Origin of the sequence: Burkholderia diffusa (assembly GCF_001718315.1) — a bacterium.
Taxonomy (GTDB): Bacteria; Pseudomonadota; Gammaproteobacteria; order Burkholderiales; family Burkholderiaceae; genus Burkholderia; species Burkholderia diffusa_B.
In genome coordinates, this window is the sequence record NZ_CP013363.1 from 515048 (window position 1) to 540697 (window position 25650).

General features: G+C 66.9%; 24 protein-coding genes, 1 pseudogene and 1 riboswitch. Of the genes and pseudogenes, 16 read left to right on the top strand and 9 right to left on the bottom strand.

Features of this window, described 5'->3' with window-relative positions:
* The first annotated feature begins 6 nt into the window (after positions 1–6).
* Positions 7–108, top strand: a riboswitch (Fluoride riboswitch).
* Positions 109–187: 79 nt separating this feature from the next.
* On the top strand, positions 188–1429 hold the full coding sequence (locus tag WI26_RS17775) for a voltage-gated chloride channel family protein (protein ID WP_069226695.1): 1242 nt from the start codon (positions 188–190) through the stop codon (positions 1427–1429).
* A 75-nt stretch (positions 1430–1504) separates the two neighbouring features.
* Here the strand turns inward: WI26_RS17775 and WI26_RS17780 are convergent, their stop codons facing one another.
* Positions 1505–2218, bottom strand: a complete 714-nt coding sequence (locus WI26_RS17780; RefSeq protein ID WP_069226696.1) for a riboflavin synthase — start codon at positions 2216–2218, stop codon at positions 1505–1507.
* A gap of 206 nt (positions 2219–2424) precedes the next feature.
* Positions 2425–4287, bottom strand: coding sequence for an ABC transporter ATP-binding protein (locus WI26_RS17785; protein ID WP_059539955.1), 1863 nt, complete (start codon positions 4285–4287; stop codon positions 2425–2427).
* 485 nt (positions 4288–4772) lie between these two features.
* Between WI26_RS17785 and WI26_RS17790 the strand changes: the two genes are divergently transcribed.
* Positions 4773–5654: a Dyp-type peroxidase gene (locus WI26_RS17790; protein ID WP_069226697.1), complete on the top strand. Its 882-nt coding sequence runs from the start codon at positions 4773–4775 to the stop codon at positions 5652–5654.
* A gap of 113 nt (positions 5655–5767) precedes the next feature.
* Here WI26_RS17790 and WI26_RS17795 read toward each other — a convergent pair whose 3' ends face one another.
* Both WI26_RS17795 and WI26_RS17800 read right to left on the bottom strand, forming a co-directional pair.
* Positions 5768–6169 (bottom strand): OsmC family protein, encoded by a 402-nt coding sequence (locus WI26_RS17795; RefSeq protein ID WP_069226698.1) that lies wholly within the window; start codon positions 6167–6169, stop codon positions 5768–5770.
* Between the two features lie 109 nt (positions 6170–6278).
* Complete coding sequence (locus WI26_RS17800) at positions 6279–7217, bottom strand: LysR family transcriptional regulator (protein ID WP_069226699.1); 939 nt, start codon at positions 7215–7217, stop codon at positions 6279–6281.
* A gap of 445 nt (positions 7218–7662) precedes the next feature.
* Between WI26_RS17800 and WI26_RS17805 the strand changes: the two genes are divergently transcribed.
* From WI26_RS17805 to WI26_RS17830, 6 genes are all read left to right on the top strand, one after another.
* Positions 7663–8724 (top strand): helix-turn-helix domain-containing protein, encoded by a 1062-nt coding sequence (locus WI26_RS17805; RefSeq protein ID WP_069226700.1) that lies wholly within the window; start codon positions 7663–7665, stop codon positions 8722–8724.
* The gene (locus WI26_RS17810; protein ID WP_069226701.1) at positions 8673–9989 is read left to right on the top strand and encodes an Nramp family divalent metal transporter; all 1317 of its coding nucleotides are present in this window, start codon (positions 8673–8675) and stop codon (positions 9987–9989) included. The genes WI26_RS17805 and WI26_RS17810 overlap by 52 nt, the downstream gene beginning before the upstream one ends.
* 80 nt (positions 9990–10069) lie before the next feature.
* Positions 10070–10657, top strand: coding sequence for a phosphatase PAP2 family protein (locus WI26_RS17815; protein ID WP_069226702.1), 588 nt, complete (start codon positions 10070–10072; stop codon positions 10655–10657).
* Between the two features lie 426 nt (positions 10658–11083).
* Positions 11084–11872 carry an SDR family oxidoreductase gene (locus tag WI26_RS17820; protein WP_059466559.1) on the top strand — a complete coding sequence of 263 codons (789 nt, stop codon included), beginning with the start codon at positions 11084–11086 and terminating at the stop codon, positions 11870–11872.
* 34 nt (positions 11873–11906) lie between these two features.
* A complete protein-coding gene (locus tag WI26_RS17825) occupies positions 11907–12923 on the top strand; it encodes an NADP-dependent oxidoreductase (protein WP_069226703.1) in 1017 nt (338 codons plus the stop codon).
* A 166-nt stretch (positions 12924–13089) separates the two neighbouring features.
* Positions 13090–13593, top strand: a complete 504-nt coding sequence (locus WI26_RS17830) for a thioesterase (RefSeq protein ID WP_069226704.1) — start codon at positions 13090–13092, stop codon at positions 13591–13593.
* A gap of 9 nt (positions 13594–13602) precedes the next feature.
* On the opposite strand, the gene WI26_RS17835 is transcribed toward WI26_RS17830, so the two are convergent.
* The 4 genes and pseudogenes from WI26_RS17835 to WI26_RS33435 form a co-directional block, all read right to left on the bottom strand.
* Positions 13603–14655: an AI-2E family transporter gene (locus tag WI26_RS17835; RefSeq protein WP_059466557.1), complete on the bottom strand. Its 1053-nt coding sequence runs from the start codon at positions 14653–14655 to the stop codon at positions 13603–13605.
* 231 nt (positions 14656–14886) lie between these two features.
* The gene (locus tag WI26_RS17840; protein ID WP_059466556.1) at positions 14887–15471 is read right to left on the bottom strand and encodes a YSC84-related protein; all 585 of its coding nucleotides are present in this window, start codon (positions 15469–15471) and stop codon (positions 14887–14889) included.
* A 52-nt stretch (positions 15472–15523) separates the two neighbouring features.
* A complete protein-coding gene (locus WI26_RS17845) occupies positions 15524–15910 on the bottom strand; it encodes a DUF883 family protein (protein ID WP_059466555.1) in 387 nt (128 codons plus the stop codon).
* Positions 15911–16259: 349 nt separating this feature from the next.
* A pseudogene (locus WI26_RS33435) lies at positions 16260–16443 on the bottom strand (endonuclease); the annotation flags it as partial.
* A 230-nt stretch (positions 16444–16673) separates the two neighbouring features.
* Here WI26_RS33435 and WI26_RS17850 point away from each other — a divergent pair.
* The 8 genes from WI26_RS17850 (at position 16674) to WI26_RS17885 (ending at position 23816) form a co-directional block, all read left to right on the top strand.
* Complete coding sequence (locus WI26_RS17850) at positions 16674–17027, top strand: YciI family protein (RefSeq protein WP_059466554.1); 354 nt, start codon at positions 16674–16676, stop codon at positions 17025–17027.
* Between the two features lie 125 nt (positions 17028–17152).
* Positions 17153–17572, top strand: coding sequence for a YciI family protein (locus WI26_RS17855; RefSeq protein WP_059466553.1), 420 nt, complete (start codon positions 17153–17155; stop codon positions 17570–17572).
* A gap of 35 nt (positions 17573–17607) precedes the next feature.
* The gene (locus tag WI26_RS17860) at positions 17608–18024 is read left to right on the top strand and encodes a VOC family protein (RefSeq protein ID WP_059539950.1); all 417 of its coding nucleotides are present in this window, start codon (positions 17608–17610) and stop codon (positions 18022–18024) included.
* Entirely contained in the window at positions 18021–19289 is a 1269-nt protein-coding gene (locus WI26_RS17865) for an RNA polymerase sigma factor (protein ID WP_059539949.1), read from the top strand. The genes WI26_RS17860 and WI26_RS17865 overlap by 4 nt, the downstream gene beginning before the upstream one ends.
* A 344-nt stretch (positions 19290–19633) precedes the next feature.
* Positions 19634–20056 carry a rubrerythrin family protein gene (locus WI26_RS17870; RefSeq protein ID WP_059466550.1) on the top strand — a complete coding sequence of 141 codons (423 nt, stop codon included), beginning with the start codon at positions 19634–19636 and terminating at the stop codon, positions 20054–20056.
* Between the two features lie 123 nt (positions 20057–20179).
* Entirely contained in the window at positions 20180–21517 is a 1338-nt protein-coding gene (locus WI26_RS17875; RefSeq protein ID WP_059466725.1) for a heterodisulfide reductase-related iron-sulfur binding cluster, read from the top strand.
* Between the two features lie 44 nt (positions 21518–21561).
* The gene (locus WI26_RS17880; protein ID WP_059542183.1) at positions 21562–22143 is read left to right on the top strand and encodes a DUF3501 family protein; all 582 of its coding nucleotides are present in this window, start codon (positions 21562–21564) and stop codon (positions 22141–22143) included.
* Positions 22144–22874: 731 nt separating this feature from the next.
* A complete protein-coding gene (locus tag WI26_RS17885; RefSeq protein WP_059466548.1) occupies positions 22875–23816 on the top strand; it encodes a transposase in 942 nt (313 codons plus the stop codon).
* A 118-nt stretch (positions 23817–23934) separates the two neighbouring features.
* On the opposite strand, the gene WI26_RS17890 is transcribed toward WI26_RS17885, so the two are convergent.
* Positions 23935–25461 (bottom strand): mannose-1-phosphate guanylyltransferase/mannose-6-phosphate isomerase, encoded by a 1527-nt coding sequence (locus tag WI26_RS17890; protein ID WP_069226705.1) that lies wholly within the window; start codon positions 25459–25461, stop codon positions 23935–23937.
* Positions 25462–25650 lie beyond the last annotated feature (189 nt).

The following is a 25650-nucleotide window of genomic DNA, read 5'->3' on the forward strand; positions in this document are numbered from 1 at the left end:
ACAATTGCCGCCTGCGGAGATGGCATGCCTCCCTGCGGCCGGCCCGGCGCGTCGCGCGCGGTTCGGCCCTCAACCGCCGGTTGCCCGGCTGATGATGCCTGCGTGTTCCTGGGTCGTCAGGAGGTCGCAGGCCGTCCATGCGGTATTCTGCCGCCCAGGTTTTGATGTCCCGTCGAATCTGGAAATCATGCTTTTCTCGACTTCTGCCGATTTTTTCGCGACCGTGCGCTACGTGTGCCGCTGGCTCGCGCTTTCCGCCCTGCTTGGCGCGCTGGCCGGCACGGCTTCCGCGTTGTTCCTGATCGCGCTCGATTGGGCGACCGGCACGCGAGTCACGCATCCGTGGCTGCTGTGGGGGCTGCCGGCCGCCGGTTTCGCGACCGGCTGGGTCTACCACCGGTTCGGCCAGTCGGTCGCGCGCGGCAACAACCTGCTGATCGACGAAATTCACGATCCGAAGGCGCTCGTGCCGAAGCGGATGGCGCCGCTCGTGCTCGTCGCGACCGTCGTCACGCACCTGTTCGGCGGGTCGGCCGGCCGCGAGGGCACGGCCGTGCAGATGGGCGGCGCGCTCGCCGATCGCGTCACGCACCTGTTCCGGCTCGATCGCGAGCATCGGCGCGTGCTGCTGATGGGCGGCATCGCGGCCGGGTTCTCGTCGGTGTTCGGTACGCCGCTCGCGGGCGCCGTGTTCGGGCTCGAGGTGCTCGCGATCGGCCGCGTGCGGTACGACGCGCTGCTGACCTGCGTCGCGTCGGCGATCGTCGCGGACGTCGTGTGCCGCGCGTGGGGCGTGCATCACACCGTCTATGCGATTCCGTTCGTGCCGGCCGTGTCGGCGGCGCGGTTGGCCGCGACGGTCGTCGCCGGTGTCGCGTTCGGCGTCGTCGGCCGGCTGTTCGCGTTCGCGACGCATGCGCTGACCGCATGGTTTCGCCGCGTCGTGCGCTATGCGCCGCTGCAGCCGGTGCTCGGCGGCGCGCTGGTGGCCGTGGCCGCCACCGTGCTGAACGTGCCGCAGTATCTCGGGCTCGGAATTCCGACGATCGAGGCCGCGTTTCACGGGCCGCTGCCGGCTTACGATTTCGCGGGCAAGTTCGCGTTTACCGTCGTCACGCTCGCGTCGGGATTCAAGGGCGGCGAGGTGACGCCGCTGTTCTATATCGGCGCGACGCTCGGCAACGCGCTCGGCCAGGTGCTCGCACTGCCGGTGCCGGTGCTCGCGGGGCTCGGCTTCGTCGCGGTGTTCGCGGGCGCGGCCAATACGCCGATCGCGTCGACGATCATGGCGATCGAACTGTTCGGCGCGGATGTCGGCGTCTATGCGATCGTCGCTTGCGTGGTCGCGTATCTGTTTTCCGGACACGCGGGGATTTATCGATCGCAGCGGGTGGCGGTGGGGAAGGGCGCGCGGGTGGAGGCGGAGTGACGGCGGCGGGCGCGACGTGTCGACGGAAAGCGATACCCGGTGATCGCGCCGATCACCGGGAACGAGGCGCGTCCGTCACGCCTTCGGCAGTTTCGCGACGTTCCGCGCGAGCAGTTCCTCGATGTCGATGCCTTTCTCCGCGAGCAAGGCCGTCACGACGCCGGTCAGCTCCCCGAGCGTCTCCTTGACCGACTCGCGGATCGTATCCACGACGACCTGGGTGCTGCGTTCGATCTCGATATTGACCTTGTCGCCGACGCCTTTGGCATCGAAGGTGGTCGCGCGTCGCGTTTCGGGAATCAGCCAGACTTCGAACCAGCCTTCGTCGCGATTGACGTCCGACACGGTGAGGCTGCAGCCGTTGATCGCGATATAGCCCTTCGCGAACACATAGCGTTTGAAATCGGCCGGCACGCCGATGCGGACCATCCGGTTGTGTTCGGACGACGCGATATGCAGGATGGTCCCCATGAAGTCGACGTGACCGGACAGCGGATGCCCGCCGATTTCCGCGCCGTCCTTCGCGGCCCGCTCCACGTTGACGCGGGCGCCGGTCGCCAGCTCGGCCAGCGTGGTGATTCTCAGGCTCGGCAACATCACGTCGAAGTCGATCAGCAGCGGCGAGTGGATGGTCGTCACCGTCAGGCAGACGCCGTCGACCGAGACGCTCGCGCCGATCTCGATGCCGGTGGTGAACCGCTCGGGGAACTCGATGGTGAACGTTCTCAGTTCGCCGTGATCCTTGATGGCCTTGATGATGCCAACACCCTGAACAATGCCTGTAAACATGATCCGCCTTTCGTCGCAAATTGCCTGGCCGACATGATAAGTGATCCCGGAAAAGGCAACGCGGCGGCGCGCGGTTCAGGGGCGGCCGGCGATATCCGCAGACGAAAAAAGGGCCGTGCACATGGCACGGCCCCGCTCCGTCTACGGTCGGGGCGATGCGGCCAGGCGGCGATCCCACCGCCGGGCCGCATCGCGACACGCTTGCGCTACACCTCGGTCGGCTCTCCCAGCGGCCCGGTGGCGTCGTCCGCCGTGTGCCGCGGCGAATCGATCAGGCCCTTCGCCAGCTCCAGCGCCTGCCGCTCGAACAACCGGCGATAAATCCCGCCGTCGATGCGGATCAGCGCGTCGTGGCTGCCTTCCTCGATCACCTTGCCGCGATCGAGCACGAGCAGGCGGTCGAGCGAGCGCACCGTCGACAGCCGGTGCGCGACGACGAGCGTCGTGCGGCCGACCATCAGCCGCTCCATCGCCTGCTGGATCAGCACCTCGCTTTCGCTATCGAGGCTCGACGTCGCTTCGTCGAGAATCAGGATCGGTGCATCCGCGAGGAATGCGCGCGCGATCGCGACGCGCTGGCGTTCGCCGCCCGACAGCTTGATGCCGCGCTCGCCGACGAGCGTGTCATAGCCGTCCGGCAGCGCGACGATGAAGTCGTGCGCGCTGGCGAGACGCGCGGCGCGCTCGATCTCCGCGCGGCTCGCGTCGGGACGCGCATACGCGATGTTCTCCGCCAGCGTGCGGTGGAACAGAACGGGTTCCTGCTGGACGATCGCGATCTGGCTGCGCAGCGAATCCTGCCGCACCTGCGCGATATCCTGGCCGTCGATCGTGATGCGCCCGCCCGACACGTCGTACAGACGCTGGATCAGCTTGATGAACGTCGTCTTGCCCGACCCGGAATGGCCGACGAGGCCGACGCGCTCGCCAGGCGCGATGCGCATCGAGAAGTCGTCGTACAGCGGCACCGGATGGTTGCCGTAACGGAACGTCACGTGCTCGAAGCGGATCTCGCCTTGCCCGATCCGGATTGCCGGCGCGCCGGGACGATCGTCGATGCCGAGCGGCTGGCGCTCGAGTGCGACGAGCTCTTCCATGTCGTTGACCGAGCGCTGCAGGTTGCGGATGTGCATGCCGACGTCGCGCAGGTAGCCCTGCAGCATGAAGAACATCGTCAGCGAGAACGCGATGTCGCCGACGCTCGCTTCGTCGTTTGCCCACAGCCGCAGCGCGACGCCGATCATCGCCGCCTGCATCGCGACGAGCATCGCCCCTTGCAGCCCGCCGTTGAGCGTGCCGCGTACCCACGTGCGGCGCGTGCGCTGACGCCACTTGTCGATCACGCGCGCGAGCCGCGCTTCCTCGCGCGTCTCCGCGCCGAACGCCTTGACGACCGCGTTGCAGCTCACCGCGTCCGCGAGTGCGCCGCCCATGCGCGTGTCCCACAAATTGCCGAGCCGTGCTGCCGGCGCGACGATGCCGAGCGACACCGCGACCGTCACCGAGATGTACAGCAGCGAACCCGCGCCGACGACGAGCCCCATCACCGGCCAGTGCGTGCCGAGCAGCACGGTCGCGCCGACGAGCATCGTGACCGACGGCAGCAGTGCGATCAGCACGGTGTCGTTGAGCAGGTCGAGCGCCCAGATCCCGCGCGTGATCTTGCGCACGGTCGACCCCGCGAAGCTGTTCGCATGCCAGTCGGTCGAGAAACGCTGCACGCGATGGAACGACGCCGAGGCGATCTCGCTCATCATCTTCAGCGTGAGCGTGATGATGTTCAGGTAGACGCCCTGCCGCAGCAGCGTCGCGCCGATGCCGAGCGCGGCCAGCGTGCCGAACGCGACGACGGCCGAATGCCACGCGGCGGCGCGGTCGGTCAGGCCGGTCGACAGCGCATCGACGAGGCGCCCGGCGAACAGCGGCGTGAGCACGTCGGCAAGCGCGCCGAGCAGCGCCAGGGTCGTGATCGTCGCGATGCGCACCGGCTGCTTGCGCCAATAGCGGAACGTGAAGCCGAAGACGGCCTGGAATGCCTGGCCGCCCAGATGGGTGGTTTTTCTGGTCATGTATTGTTGCCCGGCGCGTCGCGCGACGGGACTTTCCGGTTCGGAGAACGTCGAAAACGCAACAGCCCTGCCGCGCGGACCACGCGGGCGAAACGAAACGGACTGTCGGGAAAATGCGCGGGCTGGCGAGTTAGCGGAGCACTCGGGAGCCGGCGCGGGCGACGGGCTGGATCAGCCGCGCCGTGGGACCACGTTCGGGAAGGCTGCTGGCATTCGGAACATCTGCACCTCCCTGAAGTGAACGGTTGAAAGGACGCCGAAAAGACGTGAAGGGATTTTATCAGCAGTGCCGCAGGCGCCGCAACGTCTGACGAATGCGGCGTTGCAGCGTCGATACGGTTAGTATTCGGGCTTTCGGCCCTTTTTCGTGTGGATTCCGCGGTGCGGTGCCGCACGGGGTGGCGGGCCGATCGATTACACTTTGCCGCTGCGCGCCGGCCGCCGCGGCCCCGCGGATTCACCCCTGATACATTCCTGAGGAAACGATGAGCGACGTTCAGCAAGGCATCCTGGCTCCGATCGACACGGCGGCCCGATACCTCACTTTCACGATTTCGAACAACGTCAACGTGGCAGCGGCGCTGACGGCACTGCGCGAGCTCGTCGACGGGCGCGACACGGTCGCGGGCTTCGGACACGCGCTGGCCGCACACCTCGGGCGCCCGGTTCCGGGCCTCACCGAATACCCGGCGTTCGCGGTGAACGACCGCACGCTGCCGATCACGCCGGCCGACGTCTGGGTCTGGCTGCGCGGCGACGATCGGGGCGAGCTGGTGCTGCGGGCGCGGGCGATCGAGCGCGCGCTTGCGCCGGCGTTCGCGCTGCAGGACGTGGTCGACGGTTTCCGCTATTCGAACGATCGCGACCTGTCGGGTTACGAGGACGGCACGGAGAACCCGACCGGCGACGACGCGCTGGCCGCGGCGATCGTCACGGGGCAGGGCGCGGGTCTCGACGGCTCGAGCTTCGTCGCGGTTCAGCAATGGCTGCACGACTTCGACCGGATGGACAGCATCGCATCCGGCGACATGGATCACATCATCGGCCGTCGCCGCTCGGACAACGAGGAACTCGACGACGCGCCCGAGTTCGCACACGTGAAGCGCACCGCGCAGGAGAGCTTCGAGCCGGAGGCGTTCATGCTGCGCCGTTCGTCGCCGTGGGCGGATGCGCGCCGCGCGGGGCTCTACTTCGTCGCGTTCGGCTGCTCGTTCCGCGCGTTTGACGTGCAGATGCGCCGGATGAGCGGTGCGGACGACGGTATCGTCGACGGCCTGTTCCGCTTCACGCGACCGCTGACAGGCGCGTATTTCTGGTGCCCGCCGGTGAAGGACGGCAAGCTGGACCTGTCCGCGCTCGGACTGTAAGCGCCGGACGATATCCGCAAACGGGCGGGCCGCGCATCGTGCGCGGCCCGCCCGTTTTTTGTTTGCCGCGTACCGATCTGCGTGGATCGTGCGCGGCGCGGTACATCGCCCCGTCAGTTCAGCGTCGTTTCGATGCGCGTGCCGCGCTTGATGAACAGCGTCACCGGCGTCTTCTCGCAGATTTCCGCGAGCCGCTGGCGCTGCGCATCGTCGAGCGGGCCATCGAGCGTCACGACGCGGCGCACGTATTGCTGTCCCTCGCGATCGGCGTGCAGCTCGGTGCGCACATCGATGCGCACGGCCGGCCACGTCTTGCGCTGCATGTACATGCGCAGCGTCGCAGCCGTGCACTGCGCGAGGCCGGCCAGCACGAACTCGAACGGCGCCGGCCCGAAGCCCTGTCCGCCTTCGCGCGGCGCTTCGTCGCCGGTCAGCGCGTGCGTGCCGGCCTGCAGCTGGACGACGTAGTCGAGCGCGTCGGCGGCGAGGGTGGCGGCAGCATGGATGAGCGGCATGGCAAGTCTCCGGTAAGCAGGGAAAGAGGCGGCCGCGGCGATGCGCGGCGTGCGAGCCGTCAGCATACCGTCTCGAGGAAAATCGCGGGTGCTGCGTGCGTCGACGAGGCTAGCCAGGATCAGCCGGCGACGCCGGCACTCCGGCACTTCGGCGCACGAGCGTGGCGACGCGTTCGCGCACCCACTGGTGCGCGCGGTCCGTCTCGCGCGACTCGTGCCAGTACGCGAGCAGCGGAAACGGCTTGAGCCGCAGCGGCAGCGGCTGCACGGCGATCGGCAGCATCGCCGCCATGCGCAGCGCATACGTGCGCGGCAGCGTCAGCAGCAGGTCGCCCGTCGCGGCGATCTGGCAGGCGGCGAAGTAATGCTGGCAAACGAGCTGGATGTGACGGAGGCGCCCGTCGTTGCCGAGCAGCACGTCGAGCGATTGCGGTTCGCCGAGCGGCGACACCGCGACATGCCGCGCGGCGAAATAGTCGCCGCGCCGCAGCGGACCGCCCGTCAACGGATGATCGTGCCGCATCGCGACGACCAGCGAATCGTCGAGCAGGTGTTCGGTCGCGATGCGCGGACCGGTCTGCACGCGTCGATCGATGACCAGGTCGAGATCGCCCGACGCGAGCTCGCGTTCGATGTCGTGTACCGCGATGCGGCGGCTCACGAATCGCAGGCCCGGCGCTTCGTGGGCGAACGCGGCGACGATCCGCGGCAGCGCGATCGATTCGAGCACGTCGCGAATGCCGACCGCGATGCTCAGGTCGAGCGTCGCCGGGTCGAATGCCGACGGGTCGCGCGCGGTGCGTTGCAGGCCGGCGAGGTGAAGCTGCACGTCCGCGATGATCGTGCGCGTGCGCTCGGTCGGCACGACGCGGTTGCCCTGGCGGACGAACAGCGGGTCGTCGAAATGCGCGCGCAGCCGGTTGAGCGCATGCGTGACGGCTGGTTGCGTCAGGTGTAGCGCACGGGCGGCCGCACCGATGCCGCCGTACACGTAGACCGCATCGAGCACGCGGAACAGGTTCAGGTCGAGACGATGATCGGCGGGCACGGACGAAGTCGGCGTGGTGGACGGTGGAGCGATTCTAATGGATGCGCGAACGGCGGAATGCGGGGCTGCGTGCGCTGGAGAAACGATCGATGCGTGTCGAAAGCGATCGGCGTCTCTGCGCGAGCGTGCACGCATCCGCTGCGCGACGCGCGCCTGCCCGTCGGCATGCGCATTTCCGCGCGGCCGCACAAGCGGGCGGCGACGGCCTGTAGAAATCCGCCATCATGCTGTCGCGGTCGGCCATTTGATGCCAAAGACCCGACCCGTTCGGCTAAGATGCCGTCGCTTCATATTTCGAGATAGCCGTCCCTGTCGCACGAGTTCAAACCAAATATAAGCCTGACAGTTCGACGGCATTAAAAGAAGTCGAAACAGTCCGGGGGCTTGGCAGTGGAAGCAGCAGATCAAAGATGGGTCGTCATCTATTTGAGTAAGGGGGTTTTCCCTGGCGCAGGCCGCGCGCCTTGGCGAGGCCTTCAACCTGGCGAATCGCCTGCACGCGTTCAGTGCGGATTACCAGCTGAAGTACGTATCGGAAAGCGGGGGATTGCTGCAGTCGTCGTCCGGCGTGCAGATCGCCGCCGATCCGCTCGGCGACGAGCACGGCCTGCGTGCACGCGCGTTCTTTCATCTTCATGGCGACCGCGCGTCGGTCAACTGGAACGATGCATTGCGGCGCCGCCTGAGCGACATCCACCGGCATGCGCGATGGATCGTCGATGCGATGGACCTGTCGACGCTCGCGGCGTCGCAGCGGCAGATGGATTCCGGTCACGCGCGAACCGGGCGCACGCGCCGTGCGGCGGCCTCGATCGAACTGCAGGCCGGCGAGGCCGACGTGTTCGCGGCCGTGCTCGACATGTTCCGCGCCGATCTCGGCGACAGCGCCGCGCAGGAGATCGCCAGCAACCTGATGCGGCCGGTCGAGCAGCGCTACGCGCAGTCGATGTGGGCGTTTCGCGAGCTGAGCGCGAGCCCGTCGATCCGGATGTCGGCGCAACGGCTGCGCGCGCAGAGCGCGAACCGCATTTCGATCGCGGAAGTCGCGCAGGCGGCGGCGATGAGCGAGCGCAATTTCCTGCGGCGTTTCAAGAAGGAAATCGGCGTGACGCCGACCGAGTTCGTGCAGCACGTGCGGCTCGAACGTGCATGCCACATGCTGATCCACACGACGCTGCCGGCCGACAAGGTCGCGCGGCGCACGGGCTTTGGCAGCGGCGAGCGCCTGGCGAAGCTGTTTCGTCAGCGCCTCCTGGTGTCGCCGACGGAATTTCGCGTCGCCGAGCGCGAGCGGATCCTGACGAACGGCGGCGGCGCGGCCGATCCGCAATTCGTACCGCGGCCCGCGAAATCCGGCGGCGAGCGGGCGAGCCGCGGTACGCGTGCCGATGTGCGGGAGAAAACGGGACGGGTGACCGTAAAATCACCGTGTCGCGATCACGATCCCCGGTTTCCATGCCCTTGCTCCCCACTACCGCCACAGCCCCCTTCTGCCCATCGGAAGTAAAAGGCAGCATCACGATCGACGCCGGCGCGTCGCGCTGGATGAAGCTCAAGCGCTTCTTCGGCCCCGGGCTGCTGGTCGCGATCGGCTACATGGATCCCGGCAACTGGGCCACCGACATCCAGGCCGGCTCGCAATTCGGCTATTCGCTGCTGTGGGTCGTCGCGTTCTCGAGCCTCGCGGCGATCTTCCTGCAGATGCTCGCCGCGCGGCTCGGCCTCGTCGCGGGCAAGGATCTCGCGCAGGCCAGCTACGACCGCTATGGCCGCTTCGGCCGCATCGTGCAGTGGGGGACCGCCGAGGTGTCGATCATCGCGTGCGACATCGCCGAAGTGCTCGGTTGCGCGCTCGCGTTCAAGCTGCTGCTCGGCGTGCCGCTCGCGTGGGGGATCGTGCTGACCGCGCTCGACACGGTGATCGTCCTCGGGTTGCAGGGCAAGGGCGTCCGGCAGATCGAGGCGATCGTGCTCGGGTTGATCGCGACGATGGCGTTCTGCTTCGTCGCGCAGGTCGCGATCACGCCGCCCGACTGGCACGCGGTCGCGGCAGGGCTCGTGCCGGGCAATCCCGGCCATGACCGCAAGGACGCGATCGTGCTCGCGCTCGGCATCGTCGGCGCGACGATCATGCCGCACAACCTGTATCTGCATTCGTCGGTCGTGCAGACGCGCCATGTCGTCGGCGGCGCGCGCGGCCTGATCCGCGACACGCTCGCGCTGGTGCGGATCGACACCTGCGTGTCGCTGTTCGTCGCGATGCTCGTCAATGCGGCGATCCTGATCGTTGCGGGCGCGGCGTTCCATGCGACCGGCCAGCACGACGTGACCGACATCGAACAGGCGTACCGGCTGATCACGCCGATCGCGGGCGGCGCTGCCGCGCTGCTGTTCGGCATCGCGCTGCTCGCGTCGGGGCAAAGCTCGACGCTGACCGGCACGATCGCCGGCCAGGTGATCATGGACGGCTTCCTGCACACGAAAATCCCGTGCTACCAGCGCCGGCTGATCACGCGCGGGCTCGCGCTGATGCCCGCGCTGGTCGGCGTGCTGTGGCTCGGCGAGAACTCGGTCGGGAAATTGCTCGTCTGGAGCCAGGTGCTGTTGAGCCTGCAACTGCCGTTCGCGATGTGGCCGCTGATCCGGTCGGTCAGCGACCGCAACACGATGGGCGAGCATGCGATCGGCCGCCGGATGCAGGTCGCGGCCTGGGTGCTGTTCGCGGTCATCACCGGCACGAACCTGCTGCTGATTACGGGTGTCGCGGGCTGATACAGCCTGTCACAGGCTGAAACAGGCGTGTGGCGCGCCTGCGTTAAACTGCGCCTTTTGCGAGCCGTTCGACGTGCGTTATGTGGAGTGAAATCAGCAACATCGGCGATGCCGCGCTGACCCTGCCGGTCGCGCTGACTTGCGCGGTCTGGCTCGCGCTGTCCGACTGGCGGCTCGCGGTGCGCTGGATCGTGCTGCTCGCGGCCGGCATGAGCCTGGTCGGGGCGACCAAGATTCTCTACGCGGGCTGCGGTGTCGAAATCCCGCAGTTCGACTTCCGCGTGATCAGTGGCCATACGATGCTGTCGACCTCCGTGTGGACCGTCGCGCTGTCGATGCTGTGGCAGGCCTTCCGTGCCGGCAAGGCGCCGGGTGTGGCGGCCGGTCTCGCCGTCGGCGCGGTGACGGCCGTCGCGCGCGTGTTCGACCATTCGCACACGATTCCCGAAGTCGTCGTCGGCTGGCTGCTCGGCGCACTGGTCGCGCTGGTGTTCCTGCGGACCTACGACCGGGCGCGCAAGCGCCCATTCTCGCCGCGCATCGCGGCCGTCTGCCTGCTCCTCGTGTCCGGCATCGCGTACGGGAATCGCGCACCGTTCCAGCAGATGATCGATACGCACTCCCCGCAGTTCTGCGCACTCATGCGCACGTCCGGCAACGGGTTCTGACGGCCGTTCTTTCCAGCACATCGTTGCCCGGGTGTCGCGATGTCCGGCGAGGCGGTCGCCGAGGCGGCGGCCCGTCCGAGCCGCACATCCGATTCTTTCCTTTTCGTCGCCAAATTCCGGTGGTCGGCCTTCATTGAATCGCTATTCTCGGCTATCCGGTGCGTTGCACAGGGGCGCCCGGAGATACGAAGGTCATGAACCGTATCTATGACCGGGCATTACGAATATTCATTTCATCGATCGGCGGCAATCGCGTACGCTGGCGTTCGTTCGATCGTGGCCGGCAGCGGGCGGCCCGCCCGACTTGTCCGGCGCGGTGCGGCAGGCTCGCTATACTCGCGCAAACCGCGCGGCCGTCGGCCAGCGCACGGCAACCGCCGTCGCGGCACCGGTCCGCCACGACGATTCACGATAGGAGCAGGTCCCATGACAGTCGTTTCCCCGCGCCTCGCAGGCAAGTGCGCGTACATCACGGGCGCCGCCGGCGGCCTCGGCCGCGCGATCGCGCGCCGGATGGTCGAGCAGGGCGCGCGCGTGTTCCTGACCGACATCGCCGACGCGGCTGTGCTCGATACGTTCGCGCACGAGCTCAATGCGGGACACGCGGCGCCGGTCGCGTTCGCGGCCACGCAGGACGTGCGCGACGAGGCGCGCTGGCACGCGCTGCTCGCACAGGCGAACGAGGCGATGGGCGGGTTGTCGGTGCTCGTCAACAATGCCGGCGTCGGGTCGATGGGCGCGCCCGCGCAGATCGAGCTCGACGAATGGCGGCGCGTGATGGCGATCAACGTCGAGAGCATCGTGCTCGGCTGCAAGCATGCACTACCGTACCTGGGCGCAAGCCGCCCGGCGTCGATCATCAACATCTCGTCGGTGGCCGCGTTCAAGGTCGAACCGGATTTCACCGCGTACAACGCGTCGAAGGCCGCGGTCGCGTCGCTGACGAAGTCGGTCGCGATCGACTGCGCGCGCCGCGAACTCGATGTGCGCTGCAACTCGATTCACCCGGCGTTCATTCGCACGGGCATCGTCGAGCCGCTGTTCCAGTCGCTCGGCGAACGCGATGCGACGCGCAAGCTCGCACGCGGCATTCCGCTGCGCCGGCTCGGCGATCCGGATGACGTCGCGCATGCGGCCGTCTATCTGGCATCCGACGAGAGCCGCTTCGTGACGGCCGCCGAACTCGTGATCGACGGCGGCATGTGCGCGGTCTGACGCGCATCGACGACAACAACCGGAGGAGAACATCGTGACGACACCCGTGAACCGCCAGCTGTTGCTGAAGACGCGCCCGGAAGGGCGGGTCGGCCGCGAACACTTTTCGCTCGTCGAAACGCCCGTGCCGGCGCTCGTCGACGGCGAAGTGCTCGTGCGCGTGCTGTATCTGTCGATGGATCCGACCAACCGTGTGTGGATGAGCGACGTGCCGCAATATCTGCCGCCCGTCGCGATCGGCGAAGTCATGCGCGCGCTCGGCATCGGGCGCGTGGTCGCGTCGCGCCATGCGGGTTTCGCGCAAGGCGATCTGGTGCAGGGGCTGGTCGGCTGGCAGGACTATGCGGTCGTGGCGGCCGACCAGGCCGCGCAGCTCGTGAAGCTGCCCGCGCAGTCCGGCCTGCCGCTGCCGACGCTGCTCGGCGCGTGCGGGATGAGCGGCCTGACCGCGTATTACGGGCTGACCGACATCGCGCCGGTGCAGCCCGGCGAGACGCTCGTCGTGTCGGCGGCGGCCGGCTCGGTCGGCTCGATTGCCGGCCAGATCGGCAAGATCCACGGCGCGCGCGTGGTGGGAATCGCGGGCGGCGCGGACAAGTGCCGCTACCTGACCGAGACGCTCGGCTTCGACGCGGCCGTCGACTACAAGGCCGACGATTTTCGTGAGCAGCTGAAGGCCGCGACGCCGGACGGCGTGCACGTGAACTTCGAGAACGTCGGCGGCGAGGTGATGCGCGCGGTGCTGTCGCGGATGGTGATCGGCGGGCGTGTCGCGCTATGCGGCGTGATCTCGAACTACAACAGCGGCCGCGCGGCGGACGACGTCGGCGTGCTGATCTCGAAGCGGATCACGATGCGCGGCTTCCTGATCCTCGACTACCGCAAGAGCCGCGAAGCGGTGCAGACGCTCGCCGGATGGCTGCGCGACGGCCGGCTCAAGGCCGAGGAAACCGTCGCCGACGGGCTCGAGAACGCACCCGACGTGCTGAATCGCCTGTTCGATGGCGACCATCGCGGCAAGCTCGTGCTGCGCGTCGATCCGGATGCATGAGTCGCGGTACGTTTAGGCATTGAGTCCGAATAGTCCGGTATCAATTTAGGACTTGTCCCATATATTGTTTCGGCGGCTCTCCTTAAAGTAATTGCCAGCAAACGGCGGCGTGACATGCGCGTCACGCCGCCGTTTTTCATTTGCGCGGCGAAAAGGGAGGCGAAACATGCAAACGAAGACGGGGCAAGCGGCACCGGCGGCGGTGCGCGATCGAACGAAGCGGCGCATCGGCGCCAGGCTGCGGATCGTCGCAACCGGGTTCGGCATTGCGTTCGCGATGTCGGGCGCGGGCGCGGCCGAGCAGCAACACGCGGATGGCATCGTGCGATTCGCCGGCGCGCTCGTCGATCTGTACGACGTGACATTCGACGCGCCGTCGGTCGAGGCGTCAAGCAGCGCGACCGCGGCGACACTCCGGTTCGATGCGCATGGCCGGTGCCTGCCCGGCGTGCATGTGGCGCTCGTGGAACTGGACGGCCAGCCGCTTTCACGCCCCGCGGGCGCTGAGGTTCGCGCGACATGGCGCGATGCGCGCGACGATCGGATCGTGCCGCTGGAAGCGGGGCGCACGCATCGTGTCGGCCCGTATGGCGGCGTGCTGACGGTCACAGGGCCGGACATGGAAACGGGCGCGCCGGCGCCCGTCGTGATCAGGATTCGGCATCCGTGACGCGTTGCGTCATTCCGCTTGTTCGGCGCGCGCGTAGATGTCCCAGCTCGCCATGAACAGCGCGGCGACGAGCGGTCCGATCACGAAGCCGTTGATGCCGAACAGCGCCATCCCGCCGAGCGTCGAGATCAGCACGACCCAGTCGGGCATCTTCGTGTCCTTGCCGACGAGGATCGGGCGCAGCAGGTTGTCGACGAGGCCGATCACGCCGACGCAGAACGCGACGAGTATCACGCATTTCCAGATCGCGCCGATCGCGAGGAAGTAGAGCGCGGCGGGCACCCACACGAGGCTCGCGCCGATCGCCGGCAGCAGCGACAGGAACGCCATCAGCGCGCCCCACAGCACGACGCCCTCGATCCCGAGGATCCAGAAGATCAGGCCGCCCAGCGCGCCCTGCACGAGCGCGACCGCGATGTTGCCCTTCACGGTTGCGCGTACCACCGTCGTAAACTTCGCGAGCAGCAGGTTCTTGTGCTCTTCGTCGAGCGGCATCGCGCGGCGCACGCGGCGGCCGATCTCGCCGCCGTCGCGCAGCAGGAAGAACACCATGTACAGCATCACGCCGAAGCTGACGACGAACTGGAACGTGTTCTGGCCGATGCTGAGCGCCTGGGTTGCCGCGAACTGGCTGATCTGCGCGGCGCCGTCGGTCAGCTTCTTCTGGATGCCGGGGATGTTGGTCAGCCCGTATTTCTGCAGCAGGTTCTGGATCGACGTCGGCAGCGCGTGAATGATGTCATGGAAGTACTGCGAATAATTCGGCTGCGCGCTCTTCAGCTCCTGGTACACGTATGCGATTTCCTGCACGAGCGTCGCCGCGACGAATACCAGCGGCAGGATCACGATCAGGATGATCAGCGACATCGTCACGAGCGCCGCCAGGTTGCGCCGCTTGCCGAAGCGCGCGGCGAGCCAGCGCTGCACCGGCTGGAACAGGATCGCGAGAATGGTGCCCCAGAAGACGGCGCCGGAGAACGGCGCGAGTATCCAGCACAGTCCGACGGTGACCGCGAACAGCAGGAAATAGAAGAATTTTTGGTGATCGTGTCCGCTGTCCATGGATGATTCGCGCAGATTGATGCGTGGTTTGATGGAATCTCGTTGCCTCGGGCGCGATCGGCTCGCGAACGTCACGGGTTCGCGGTGAAGCGCGCGCGGGGCGGCCCGATCGGCAGTATGCCCGCAAAGGTGCCGCCATCATAGCCGCTGCGCGCGGCGCACGCGAAAACGCCGCGACCGGAGTCGCGGCGTTGCGGGGAAGCAAATCGGCGCTGGGGCCGTGTCGGCTCGTCAGATGTGGAGCCGGGTAACCTTGGTGCCGTTGACCGACAGGTCGCCCATCAGGCCCGCGTTGGTGAGGACCAGCACCTCGACCGGCGCGGTGGCCGTGTTGGAGTCGACCGCACCGTTCGCGCCGACCTTCACGACGGCGACGGAAGCATCGGCGCCGGCCGACCAGCCTTCGGACTTGCGGAAGGAGTCGAGCGCGTCCTGCGACATGAACAGGAACACGATGGCCTTCGATTGCGCGCCGGCCTGCAGGCCCACCGACAGCGACGACGTGTTGTAGTAGCCGACGGTGCTGCCGCCGACACGCAGCGCGCCGTTGCCGGACTGGCCGCCGACGATGAAGCCGGCCTGCAGCACGTTCGGGAACACGAGCACGCCGCGCGATTTCGCGACGAGCTCACGCGAGCCCGGCACCGTCGAATAGAGGCGCGACAGCGTCGCGTTCACGCTCGCGTCGATCGACTCGCGTTTCGACGCACTGGTCGATGCGTTGTCGGGTCTGTCGTGCGTGGTGGTGCAACCGGCAAGTGCGAGACTGCCGAGCATGACGGCGGCGGCGGCTTTCAGGGCGAGGGACTTCTGCATGGCGTTTCTCCTTCGTTGTCGGGTTGAGGACGGATGGGGCGGCCGGCCCCGTTCAACGGCGGGCAAGCAGCAGGCCCGCGACGAACGCGAGACCCGCGACGACGCCCGCGGTCTGCCATGGGTTGTCGTGCACGGCTTGCGACACGCGCTCGGCCGAATCGCGCAGCCGGGCGGCCGCGGTGCCCGACGCGTAGTCGAGCGTGCTGCGCGCTTCGTCGAGCCGCGACTGCACGCGCTTGCGCAGCGCGGCGATATCGCCGTCGCCGTCGTTCTTCAGCAGATCTTCCAGTTCATCGACCAGCCCGCGCAGATCGTCGGACACGTCCGCATGCAGGTCACGGGCGGCCGAGCGGGTCGTGCGTCCCACGCGCCGGCCGGTACGACGGATATCGGACAGGCCGCGGTCCAGCTTGTGTTCGATCGAGTCGGTGAGCGCCATGATGTTTATCCTCCTTGGATTTTGATTTGCAGGCCGGGTGCGGGCCAATTTGAAGATAAGACGGATCCCAGCAACCAATGTGATTCACATCAGCCAAATGAGTTTCGAGACAAATTTTCAATTCGTCGGCAAGTTTCCCGGGAAGCCCCGCGCGACGGGGCGGGGCGGCGGTTGAAAAAATTTCGCGCTTCGGGCGAAACGACGTAGCGAGCCGTTGCGCGACGTGAAAGTCCAGTAAATATGGCGTCGCCCGATGCATCAGGTAAATAGTGCCGTTGCACCTGCCGTGCCGATGCAATTGCACTAACCGCCCATTTCCTGGCGGAGCAGGGTTTGTGCCCGCGGCGGGTCACGCGGCGCTGTCGTCCAGCGCCAGGTCGGTGTCGCCGGGATCGTGGTCCGACGAGCGATATGCGTCGGGCGCGTAATCGGCGGGGGCTGCGCCCGAGTTTGTAATCGGGCACGGATTGCAGCGCGATCGGCTCATCGGCGTTGATGGGCCGCGCATGCGCGGCCTTCGCGCGCGCGGCGAGCATGATTGCTGGCAGGCGTAACATGACGCGCTCCACGAGAAGAAAATTCAAACATTCGTGCCAGCATCCTGACGGCAAAATCGCGTGCCGTGATCGAATTGGCCATCGGGCCAGTGCCGAACGGCCAACGATGACGGCGGGGCGGCCGCGGCTGCTACGCTACGCATCCGACGTATCGTTCCGGCCTGCGATCCGAACGCTTTCGCGCACGGCCCCCACAGGAGATTTCCATGTCCTACATGTTGTTGATTGTCGAACCGACCGGCCAGCGCGCCGAACGCACGCTTGAAGACGGACAGGCGCTTTACGCGCGGATGGTCGATTTCGCGGAGACGCTGAAAGCGCGCGGCGTGCTGCGCGGCGTCGAGTCGCTGGAGCGCTCCGAGCGCGCGACGCGCGTGCAGGTGCGCGAAGGCGAGACGCGTCTCGTCGACGGCCCGTTCGCCGAGGCGAAGGAAATGGTCGGCGGCTTCTTCATCGTCGACGTCGACACGCGCGACGAAGCGATCGAGATCGCGCGCCAGTGCCCGGCCGCGCAATGGTGCACGGTCGAAGTGCGCGCGGTCGGTCCATGCTTCCTGTGACGGCTGCGTCTCGGTATTTACCCTGATTCGCTGCATGACACGTCGATCCGGCGGTCTGCCGCCCGTCGTCCGGATAAGGCGCCGACGAACCGACGCCCCTTTTCACCGATGACAAGGAGTGAGCGATGCGATTCATGATCATGATCCGGGCGAATGCCGTCAGCGAATCCGATGCATTGCCGGACAACCGGCTGGTCGAGGCGATGACGGTCTACCACGAGGAACTGGCCAGGGCCGGCGTGCTGCTCGATGCGAACGGCCTGCGGCCGAGCGCGCGCGGCTGGCGCGTGCGGTATACCGGCGGCAAGGGCACGGTGGTCGACGGCCCGTTCGCGGAGACGAAGGAGCTGATTGCCGGCTACACGCTGATCCAGGTGCGCTCGCGCGACGAGGCGCTCGAATGGACGCGCCGGTTTCCCGCGCCGTTCGGTGCCGAAATGGACTGCGAGATCGAGGTGCGGCCGCTGTTCGAGCTCGATGACCTCACACCGAGCGACGCGGTCGAGCGGTTTCGCGATCTCCACGTCGGCCGAACCCACGCCTGAAGCCGCTCGAATCCAATCTCACCGGAGCATCCGTCATGCACAAGATGGTTTTCATCAACCTGCCCGTGGCCGACCTGCCGCGCTCGAAGGCGTTCTACCAGGCGCTCGGCTTCGAGGTCGTACCGGCCTATACCAACGATCAGGCCGCCTGCATCAAGATCAGCGACGCGATTTTCGCGATGCTGCTCGTGCGGCCGTTTTTCCAGACCTTCACCGGCAAGACCATCATCGATCCGGCGACGCAGGTGCAGGTGCTGTCGTGCCTGTCGTGCGACAGCCGCGCCGAGGTCGACGCGATCGTCGCGAAGGCGCTCGCGGCCGGCGGGTCCGCGCCGCAAGCGCCGCGCGAGTATCCGAACATGTACGGCCACGGGTTCGATGATCCGGACGGGCATGCATGGGAGCTGATGGCCATGCCGCTGGATGCGTCCGCCGAGGGGCAGGCGTCGTGACGCGTGAGGCGACTCACCGTGCGATCGAAGCGGTCTGGCGGATCGAAGCGCCGAAGATCATTGCCCGCGCGGCGCGCGTGGTGCGCGACGTCGGCGTGGCCGAGGAACTCGCGCAGGACACGCTCGTCGCGGCGCTCGAGCACTGGCCGGTCGACGGCGTGCCCGACAACCCGGCCGCATGGCTGATGACGGCCGTGAAGCGGCGCGCGCTCGACCGGGTCCGGCAAGAGTCGCTGCATGCGGCGAAGCGCGACCAGCTCGGACACGAAATGGACGCGCTCGAAGCGCACGTCGTCCCCGACATCGCGGATGCGCTCGCCGACGCGCGCGACGACGATATCGGCGACGACCTGCTGCGGCTGATTTTCACATCGTGCCATCCGGTGCTGTCGACCGATGCGCGCGTGGCGCTGACGTTGCGGCTGCTCGGCGGGTTGACCACGAGCGAGATCGCGCGCGCGTTCCTGTCGCCCGAGCCGACGATCGCGCAACGCATCGTGCGCGCGAAGCGCACGCTCGCGGCGGCGCGCGTGCCGTTCGAGGTGCCGGCCGCCGATGCGCGGCCCGCGCGGCTCGCGTCGGTGCTCGAAGTGATCTACCTGGTGTTCAACGAAGGCCATGCGGCGACCGCGGGCGACGACTGGACGCGCCCGGCGCTGTGCGACGAGGCGCTGCGTCTCGGCCGCGTGCTGGCCGGGCTGATGCCGGACGAAAGCGAGGTGCTCGGGCTCGTCGCGCTGATGGAACTGCAGGCGTCGCGCATGCACGCGCGGACCGATGCGCAGGGGCGGCCCGTGCTGCTGCTCGACCAGGATCGCTCCCGCTGGGATCCGTTGCTGATCCGGCGCGGGCTCGCCGCGCTCGAGCGCGCGACGAAGCTCGGCGGCGTGCGCGGCCCTTATGCGCTGCAGGCCGCGCTGGCGGCGTGCCATGCGCGCGCGCGCCACGCGTCGGAAACGGACTGGGCACAGATCGTCGCGCTGTACGACGCGCTGGCCGAAGTCGCGCCGTCGCCGGTCGTCGAGCTGAACCGCGCGGTGGCGGTGGGGATGGCGTTCGGGCCTGCCGCGGCACTGGAAATCGTCGACGTGCTGCGCGACGATCCGGCGCTGGCCCGCTATCACTGGTTGCCGAGCGTGCGCGGCGACCTGCTCGCCAAGCTTGGCCGCGCCGACGAAGCGAAGAGCGAGTTCCGTCGAGCGGCGGAGCTGACCCGCAACGAGCGCGAAAGGGAATTGCTGCTGAAGCGCGCGACGGATGCATGACGCATGATGCGCGACGCCTGGCGGATTCGCACCGGGCGTCGCGCGGGAAGCCGAAAGGCGCAGGCCGAATCCCGAGCGAAATGCCGACCCAGCCTGCCAAACGGCCTATCCGGCCTATCCGATCGACCCAGCCGACCCAGCCGACCCAGCCAATCCCGCCCCTCAACTGTCCCTCATTCCCGACCTCCGCTATCGCGCGGATTGAAAAAGCCTATTGGGGGATGCGAACGCCAGCGCCTAGATTAAAAGGCACGAAGCGTGCGCGTCCGGCATACGCTTCGTTCCCCACATACATGATCGGCCCGGCTTCGCACACGGCCGCGCCGACTCGAACGGAGGCGCAAATGGCTCAACTCAAGGGCAGCAAGACCGAAGAGAATCTGAAGGCCGCATTCGCGGGCGAATCGCAAGCGAACCGGCGCTATCTGTATTTCGCTTCGAAGGCCGACGTCGAAGGCCAGAACGATGTCGCCGCGCTGTTCCGCTCGACTGCCGAAGGCGAAACGGGCCACGCGCACGGCCACCTCGAATATCTCGAAGCAGTTGGCGATCCGGCGACGGGGCTGCCGTTCGGCTCGTCGCGGCTGAACCTCGAATCGGCGATTGCCGGCGAGACGCACGAATACACCGACATGTATCCGGGCATGGCGAAGACGGCGCGCGACGAAGGCTTCGACGAAATCGCGAACTGGTTCGAAACGCTTGCGAAGGCCGAACGCAGCCACGCGAACCGCTATACGAAGGCGCTCGACGCACTCGTCGACTGACGCGCGTCCGGCAGCAAGGCAGCACGGCCCGGCCGGACATGCTGCGGCCGGCCGTGCGTTGATCGCTGCCCGCATCACGCGGGCAGCGCGTCCGCGCGCATGCGCGCCACGCTGGAGCGCCCCATGCCACACAAGGAAGGCAGTCTCGAAGCCCCGACGCGGCATCCGCTCGACTGGCAGTCCGAAGCGTTTTACGACCAGGCCGCGATCGATGCGGAAATGACGCGGGTGTTCGACATCTGTGCCGGGTGCCGGCGCTGCGTGTCGTTGTGCGGCGCGTTTCCCGCGCTGTTCGATCTCGTCGACGACACGCCGACGGGCGACATCGAGGAAGTGCCGAAGGACGCGTTCGGCAAGGTCGTCGACCAATGCTACCTGTGCGACCTCTGCTACATGACGAAATGCCCGTACGTGCCGCCGCATGCATGGAACGTCGACTTCCCGCACCTGATGCTGCGCGGCAAGGCGGCGCGCTACAAGCGCGGCGAGGCGCCGCTGCGCGACAAGGTGCTGTCGAACACCGACGCGCTCGGCCATTTCGCGGGCATTCCGATCGTCACGCAGGCGGTGAACGCGGTGAATCGCACGCCGCCCGCGCGCCACGCGCTCGAAGCGGCGCTCGGCGTCGATCGCAACGCGTGGCTGCCTGAGTTCGCGCCGCGCAAGTTCCGGCGCGCCGCGAAGCGCTCGGACGGCCTGCCGGTACGTGACGGCGAACGCACGCCCGGCAAGGTCGCGATCTACGCGACGTGCTATGTGAACTTCAACGAGCCGGGCATCGGCCACGACCTGCTCGCGATCCTCGCGCACAACGAGATTCCGTACGAGCTCGTCACGCGCGAAGCGTGCTGCGGGATGCCGCTCCTCGAGCAGGGCAACCTCGAGGGCGTCGCCGCGAAGAAGGCCGTGAACGTTCCGGTGCTGGAACGCTATGCGCGCGAAGGCTATGCGCTGATCGGCGCGATCCCGAGTTGCGTGCTGATGTACAAGAGCGAACTGCCGCTGATGTTTCCCGGCGACGAAGCCGTGCGCGCGGTGGCCGATGCATTCTGGGATCCGTTCGAATACGTGATCGCGCGGCATCGCGACGGTTTGCTGAAGACCGATTTCAAGCAGGGTCTCGGCACCGTGTCGTACCACGTGCCATGCCATGCGCGCGTGCAGAACATCGGCCGCAAGACGGCCGACACGCTGTCGCTCGTGCCCGATACGCGCGTGAATGTCGTCGAGCGCTGCTCGGGGCACGCGGGCACGTTCGGCGTGAAGAAGGCCTTCCATGCGGACGCGATGCGGATCGGTACGCCCGTGTTCAAGGCGATGGCCGAGCCGAAGCCGGACGTGGTGTCGTCGGACTGCGCGCTCGCCGGCCATCACATCGCACAGGGCATCGACGAGAAAGGGCTGCCGGCCGCGCCGCTCGCGCATCCACTGACGCTGCTGCGCCGCGCGTACGGCATCTGAACCGGCCGCTCCACGAAGACATCGACGCTATCCGAGGACATCTCATGACGCTGACCCGCGACTCGCTGCTGACGCTCGAAGCGTACGCGAAGATCCGCAAGGCCGAACACGCACGGCTCGTCGCGTACAAGCGCCGCCGCGCGGTGGCGCTCGGCAACCATCTGCGCTTCCTGTTCGAGGACGAGACCACGATTCGCTACCAGATCCAGGAAATGCTGCACATCGAGAAGATCTTCGATGAGGCCGGCATCGAGGGGGAGCTGGAAGCCTATCTGCCGCTCGTGCCCGACGGCACCAATCTGAAGGCGACGCTGCAGATCGAATACGAGCACGAGGCCGAACGGAGGGCGGCGCTCGCGCGGCTGATCGGCGTCGAGGATCGCGTGTATCTCCGGGTCGACGGGCACCCTGACGTCTATGCGATCGCCGACGAGGATCTCGACCGCGACAACGCGGAGAAGACCTCCGCCGTGCATTTCGTGCGCTTCGAACTGGATGCACCGATGCGCGCGGCGCTCAAGGGCGGCGCGACGCTGTCGATCGGCTGCGATCACCCGGCCTATACGGTGCCGGCGCAACGCGTGGACGCGGACGTCGCCGCGTCGCTGGCCGGCGATCTACGCTGACGCGTGCGGCCGGGTGCCGCTTCCCATCCCGCGCGAATTCCAACCGTTCCGACCCGAAACGCGGCGCTTGATCGCCGCGCCCGCCGCTGTCGCCCGTTTGCGACTCCAGGATGTAACAAACCCGTCGACGCTTGCATGCCGGGAAACAATGTGCATCGAATCTCCAACCGCTTTCATTACTTGCGGAGAAACAATAAAAAGATTGTGCATGGGGAAAAATCAGGCCAATGGAATTTGAATGATTTACCGATCCGTGAATATCTTGTTACGAAATTTTCCCTGATTTACCGATTTTCGACGGCAATTCAGGGGATTGTCTCCGGCAAGGGTCGGAACAACGCGGGCGCCCGTCTGACGTGCCGCACCGGCATCCAGCAAAGCCCCGCCAGACGGGGCTTCCCAGCATCACGCATAACGATCGCGTAAAAAAATTCAAGCGTAAATGGATTGCCCATCCTTGGCAGGTTGTTTCAGTGCGTAACATTAAGTCATTGTCATATTGAGATAAACCCTAGGGATGGTATGCTTCGTGCACAAAAATTCCCACATTGGAGTGAGACCGTAGTTTGTGCGCCATTGCCGTGAATGGCGGCACCGTGAAAGTGCGGTGTCGCACCGGCATGCACAACATTCGGATAACCATAATGTGCAACCGGGCCGCCCCGTGACGCGATGCGTGACGACGGCGCCGACAATCGCAGCCCTGGCCTGGCTGCGTGGAGAAATCAACTATGTTCTTCGATGAGCTTAACGATGAAGAGTGGTTTCGACTTTCAACGCTGATCGCCGATGAGCCCATCCGGCTGAATCGTCGAGGCCGTCCGCGCGCCGAACCGCGCGTCGTTGCCAACGCGGTTCTCTGGATCCTGACGACCGGTGAAGCGTGGTCCAAACTGCCCGGGCGCTATCCGTCCGGGCCGACGTGCCGCCGTCGCTACGAGGAGTGGCTCGCGAACGGCACGCTGTTGCAGATGATCGACGTGCTGACCCAGTTCAGCGGGCGCACGTTCGCGTACGTGCCGCCGCCGCCGGCGCCCGTCGCACCGGCATGCCGCGCGGAGCCCGTGCCCGACAACGACCGTCTGCGCGGCGTGTTCTGGCAGAACCCCGAGTCGTGGCAACTGCCGGTCGCGCGGGCAAACGTTTGGGAGGGTGAGGGCGCGACGCTCGCCCCGATGCCGAACGACGCCGACGACGCGTCGCCCGGTGCATCGTTCGCGGTGCCGGGTGCGCAATCTGCGGGGTTGCGTCACGGGCGTCCGTCCGCCGCGAGCTTCGCCGCGGCCGAGCCGCAAGTCGACGAATACCGCGGCTACACGATCTATGGCAGCGCGCAGCCAGTGCAGAACCTGATGTACCGCGCGTGGGCCGAGATCACGCAGGACGACCGGCGCGTCGAGCGCTCCGGCCTGATCGGCCCGCGCTTCACCGATGCCGAGGAAGCGGAGCAGTACGCGCTCGACTGGGCGCGTCAGTGGATCGATCGCCATGGCGCGAGCGACGAACCGGTGCGTGCGCCGCAAAGCGAGGTGCTGGCCGGCCTGTCCGCGCTGGCGCGCGCCGAGTCGGACATCAAGCGCTTCATCGCCGAGCGTCGCGCGGGCGCGTTGTCAGAGAGCCGCAACGACCCGGTGCAGTCGGACCGCCGCGAATACGCGTATCGCGTAGGTTGATCGTCGTCCGAACGAAAACGCGCGGGTCGTCCATCACGACGCCCGCGCGTTTTTTTTGTCTACCCGTGCAGTCGGTGCCGGGCGCACCGTCGAGACGGCGCGCCCGGCAGGCATTGCATCACTGGCGTCCGTAGGTATCGTCGAAGCGGACGATGTCGTCCTCGCCGAGATAGGCGCCCGATTGCACTTCGATCAGCTCGAGCGGCATCTTGCCCGGGTTCTCGAGACGGTGCGACACGCCGAGCGGGATGTACGTCGATTCGTTCTCGGACAGCAGGAAGGTTTCGTCGCCGCGCGTGATGCGAGCGGTGCCGCGCACGACGATCCAGTGTTCGGCGCGGTGGTGGTGCATTTGCAGCGACAGTCGCGCGCCCGGCTTCACGACGATGCGTTTCACCTGGAAGCGCTCGCCCATGTCGACCGAATCGTAATGACCCCACGGGCGATGGACCTTGCGGTGATCGGTTGCTTCCGCGCCGCGTTCGGCCTTGATGCGCCCGACGATCTTCTTCACGTCCTGCACGCAGGATTTGTCGGCGACGAGCACGGCGTCGGGCGTTTCGACGACGACGAGATTCTGCGTGCCGACGCATGCGACGAGCCGGCTTTCCGAATGCGCGAAGGTCGATTCGGCGTTTTCGAACAGCACGCGGCCGCGGCCGACGTTCTCGGCTTCGTCCTTCGGCAGGATCTGCCAGATCGCGTCCCACGAACCGACGTCCGACCAGCCCGCGTCGAGCGGCACGACGACGCTTTCGCACAGCTGCGGCAGGTTCACGAGCCGCTCCATCACCGCGTAGTCGATCGAGTTCGACGGCGACGCGGCGAACGCGTCGCGGTCGACGCGGAAGAAGTCGCCGTCGTCCTTGCCGCGTGCGACGGCCTGCTCGCAGGCTGCGAGGATCTCGGGCTCGAGCTGGCGGATCGCGTTCAGCCACACCGACGCGCGCACGATGAAGATCCCGCTGTTCCACCAGTATTCGCCGGATGCGACGTACTGCTGCGCGAGTTCGAGATGCGGCTTCTCGACGAAGCGGTCGAGACGGCGCACGTCGAGGTTGCCGGTGGCGGCGTCGCCGAGCGGCGCGCCGACGCGGATGTAGCCATAGCCCGTTTCGGCGCGGCCCGGCACGATGCCCATCGTCGCGATCTTGCCCTGGGCCGCGAAATGTACGCCGGCCGCGACGGCCGCATGAAAGCGCGGCTGGTCGGCCACGGCGTGGTCGGCCGGCATCACGGTCATCACTGCATCGCTGCCGCCGGCGACGATCCGCAGCGCGGCGAGCGTCAGCGCGGGCGCGGTGTCGCGGCCGAGCGGCTCGAGCATGATCGATGCGCGCTTGCCGGTCAGGCGCAGTTGCTCGGCGGTCGTGAAGCGGTGATCCTCGCCGCACACGATCAGCACATCGTCGTTCAACGGATGGCCGGTCACGAGGCCGTCGAGCCTCAGCGCGGTGGATTGCAGCAGCGAATGATCGCCGAGCAGGCCGATCAGCTGCTTCGGATAGTGTTCGCGCGACATCGGCCACAGACGCGTGCCCGAACCGCCGGCAAGGATCACCGGCTGCACCGCGACGCGCGTCGCGGCGTCGGTTGCGGCGGAAGAAGAAGGGCGCGTATCGGCGGCCACGGCCGGAGCATTCATGATGACACTCTCCTCGATTGAAGTCAGTGCCTGTTTGTAGCATGAAGTAAATCGACAATAAAACCGGGCGATTTGTACGATACTCGTCGCGCACATGTCGGGGAAATTTTTCCCAGATAGCATGCGATGCAAATAAAAAAATAAAAAATAATTCGGCGAATCGGGCTGTATCCCAATCCTGAAAAGGGT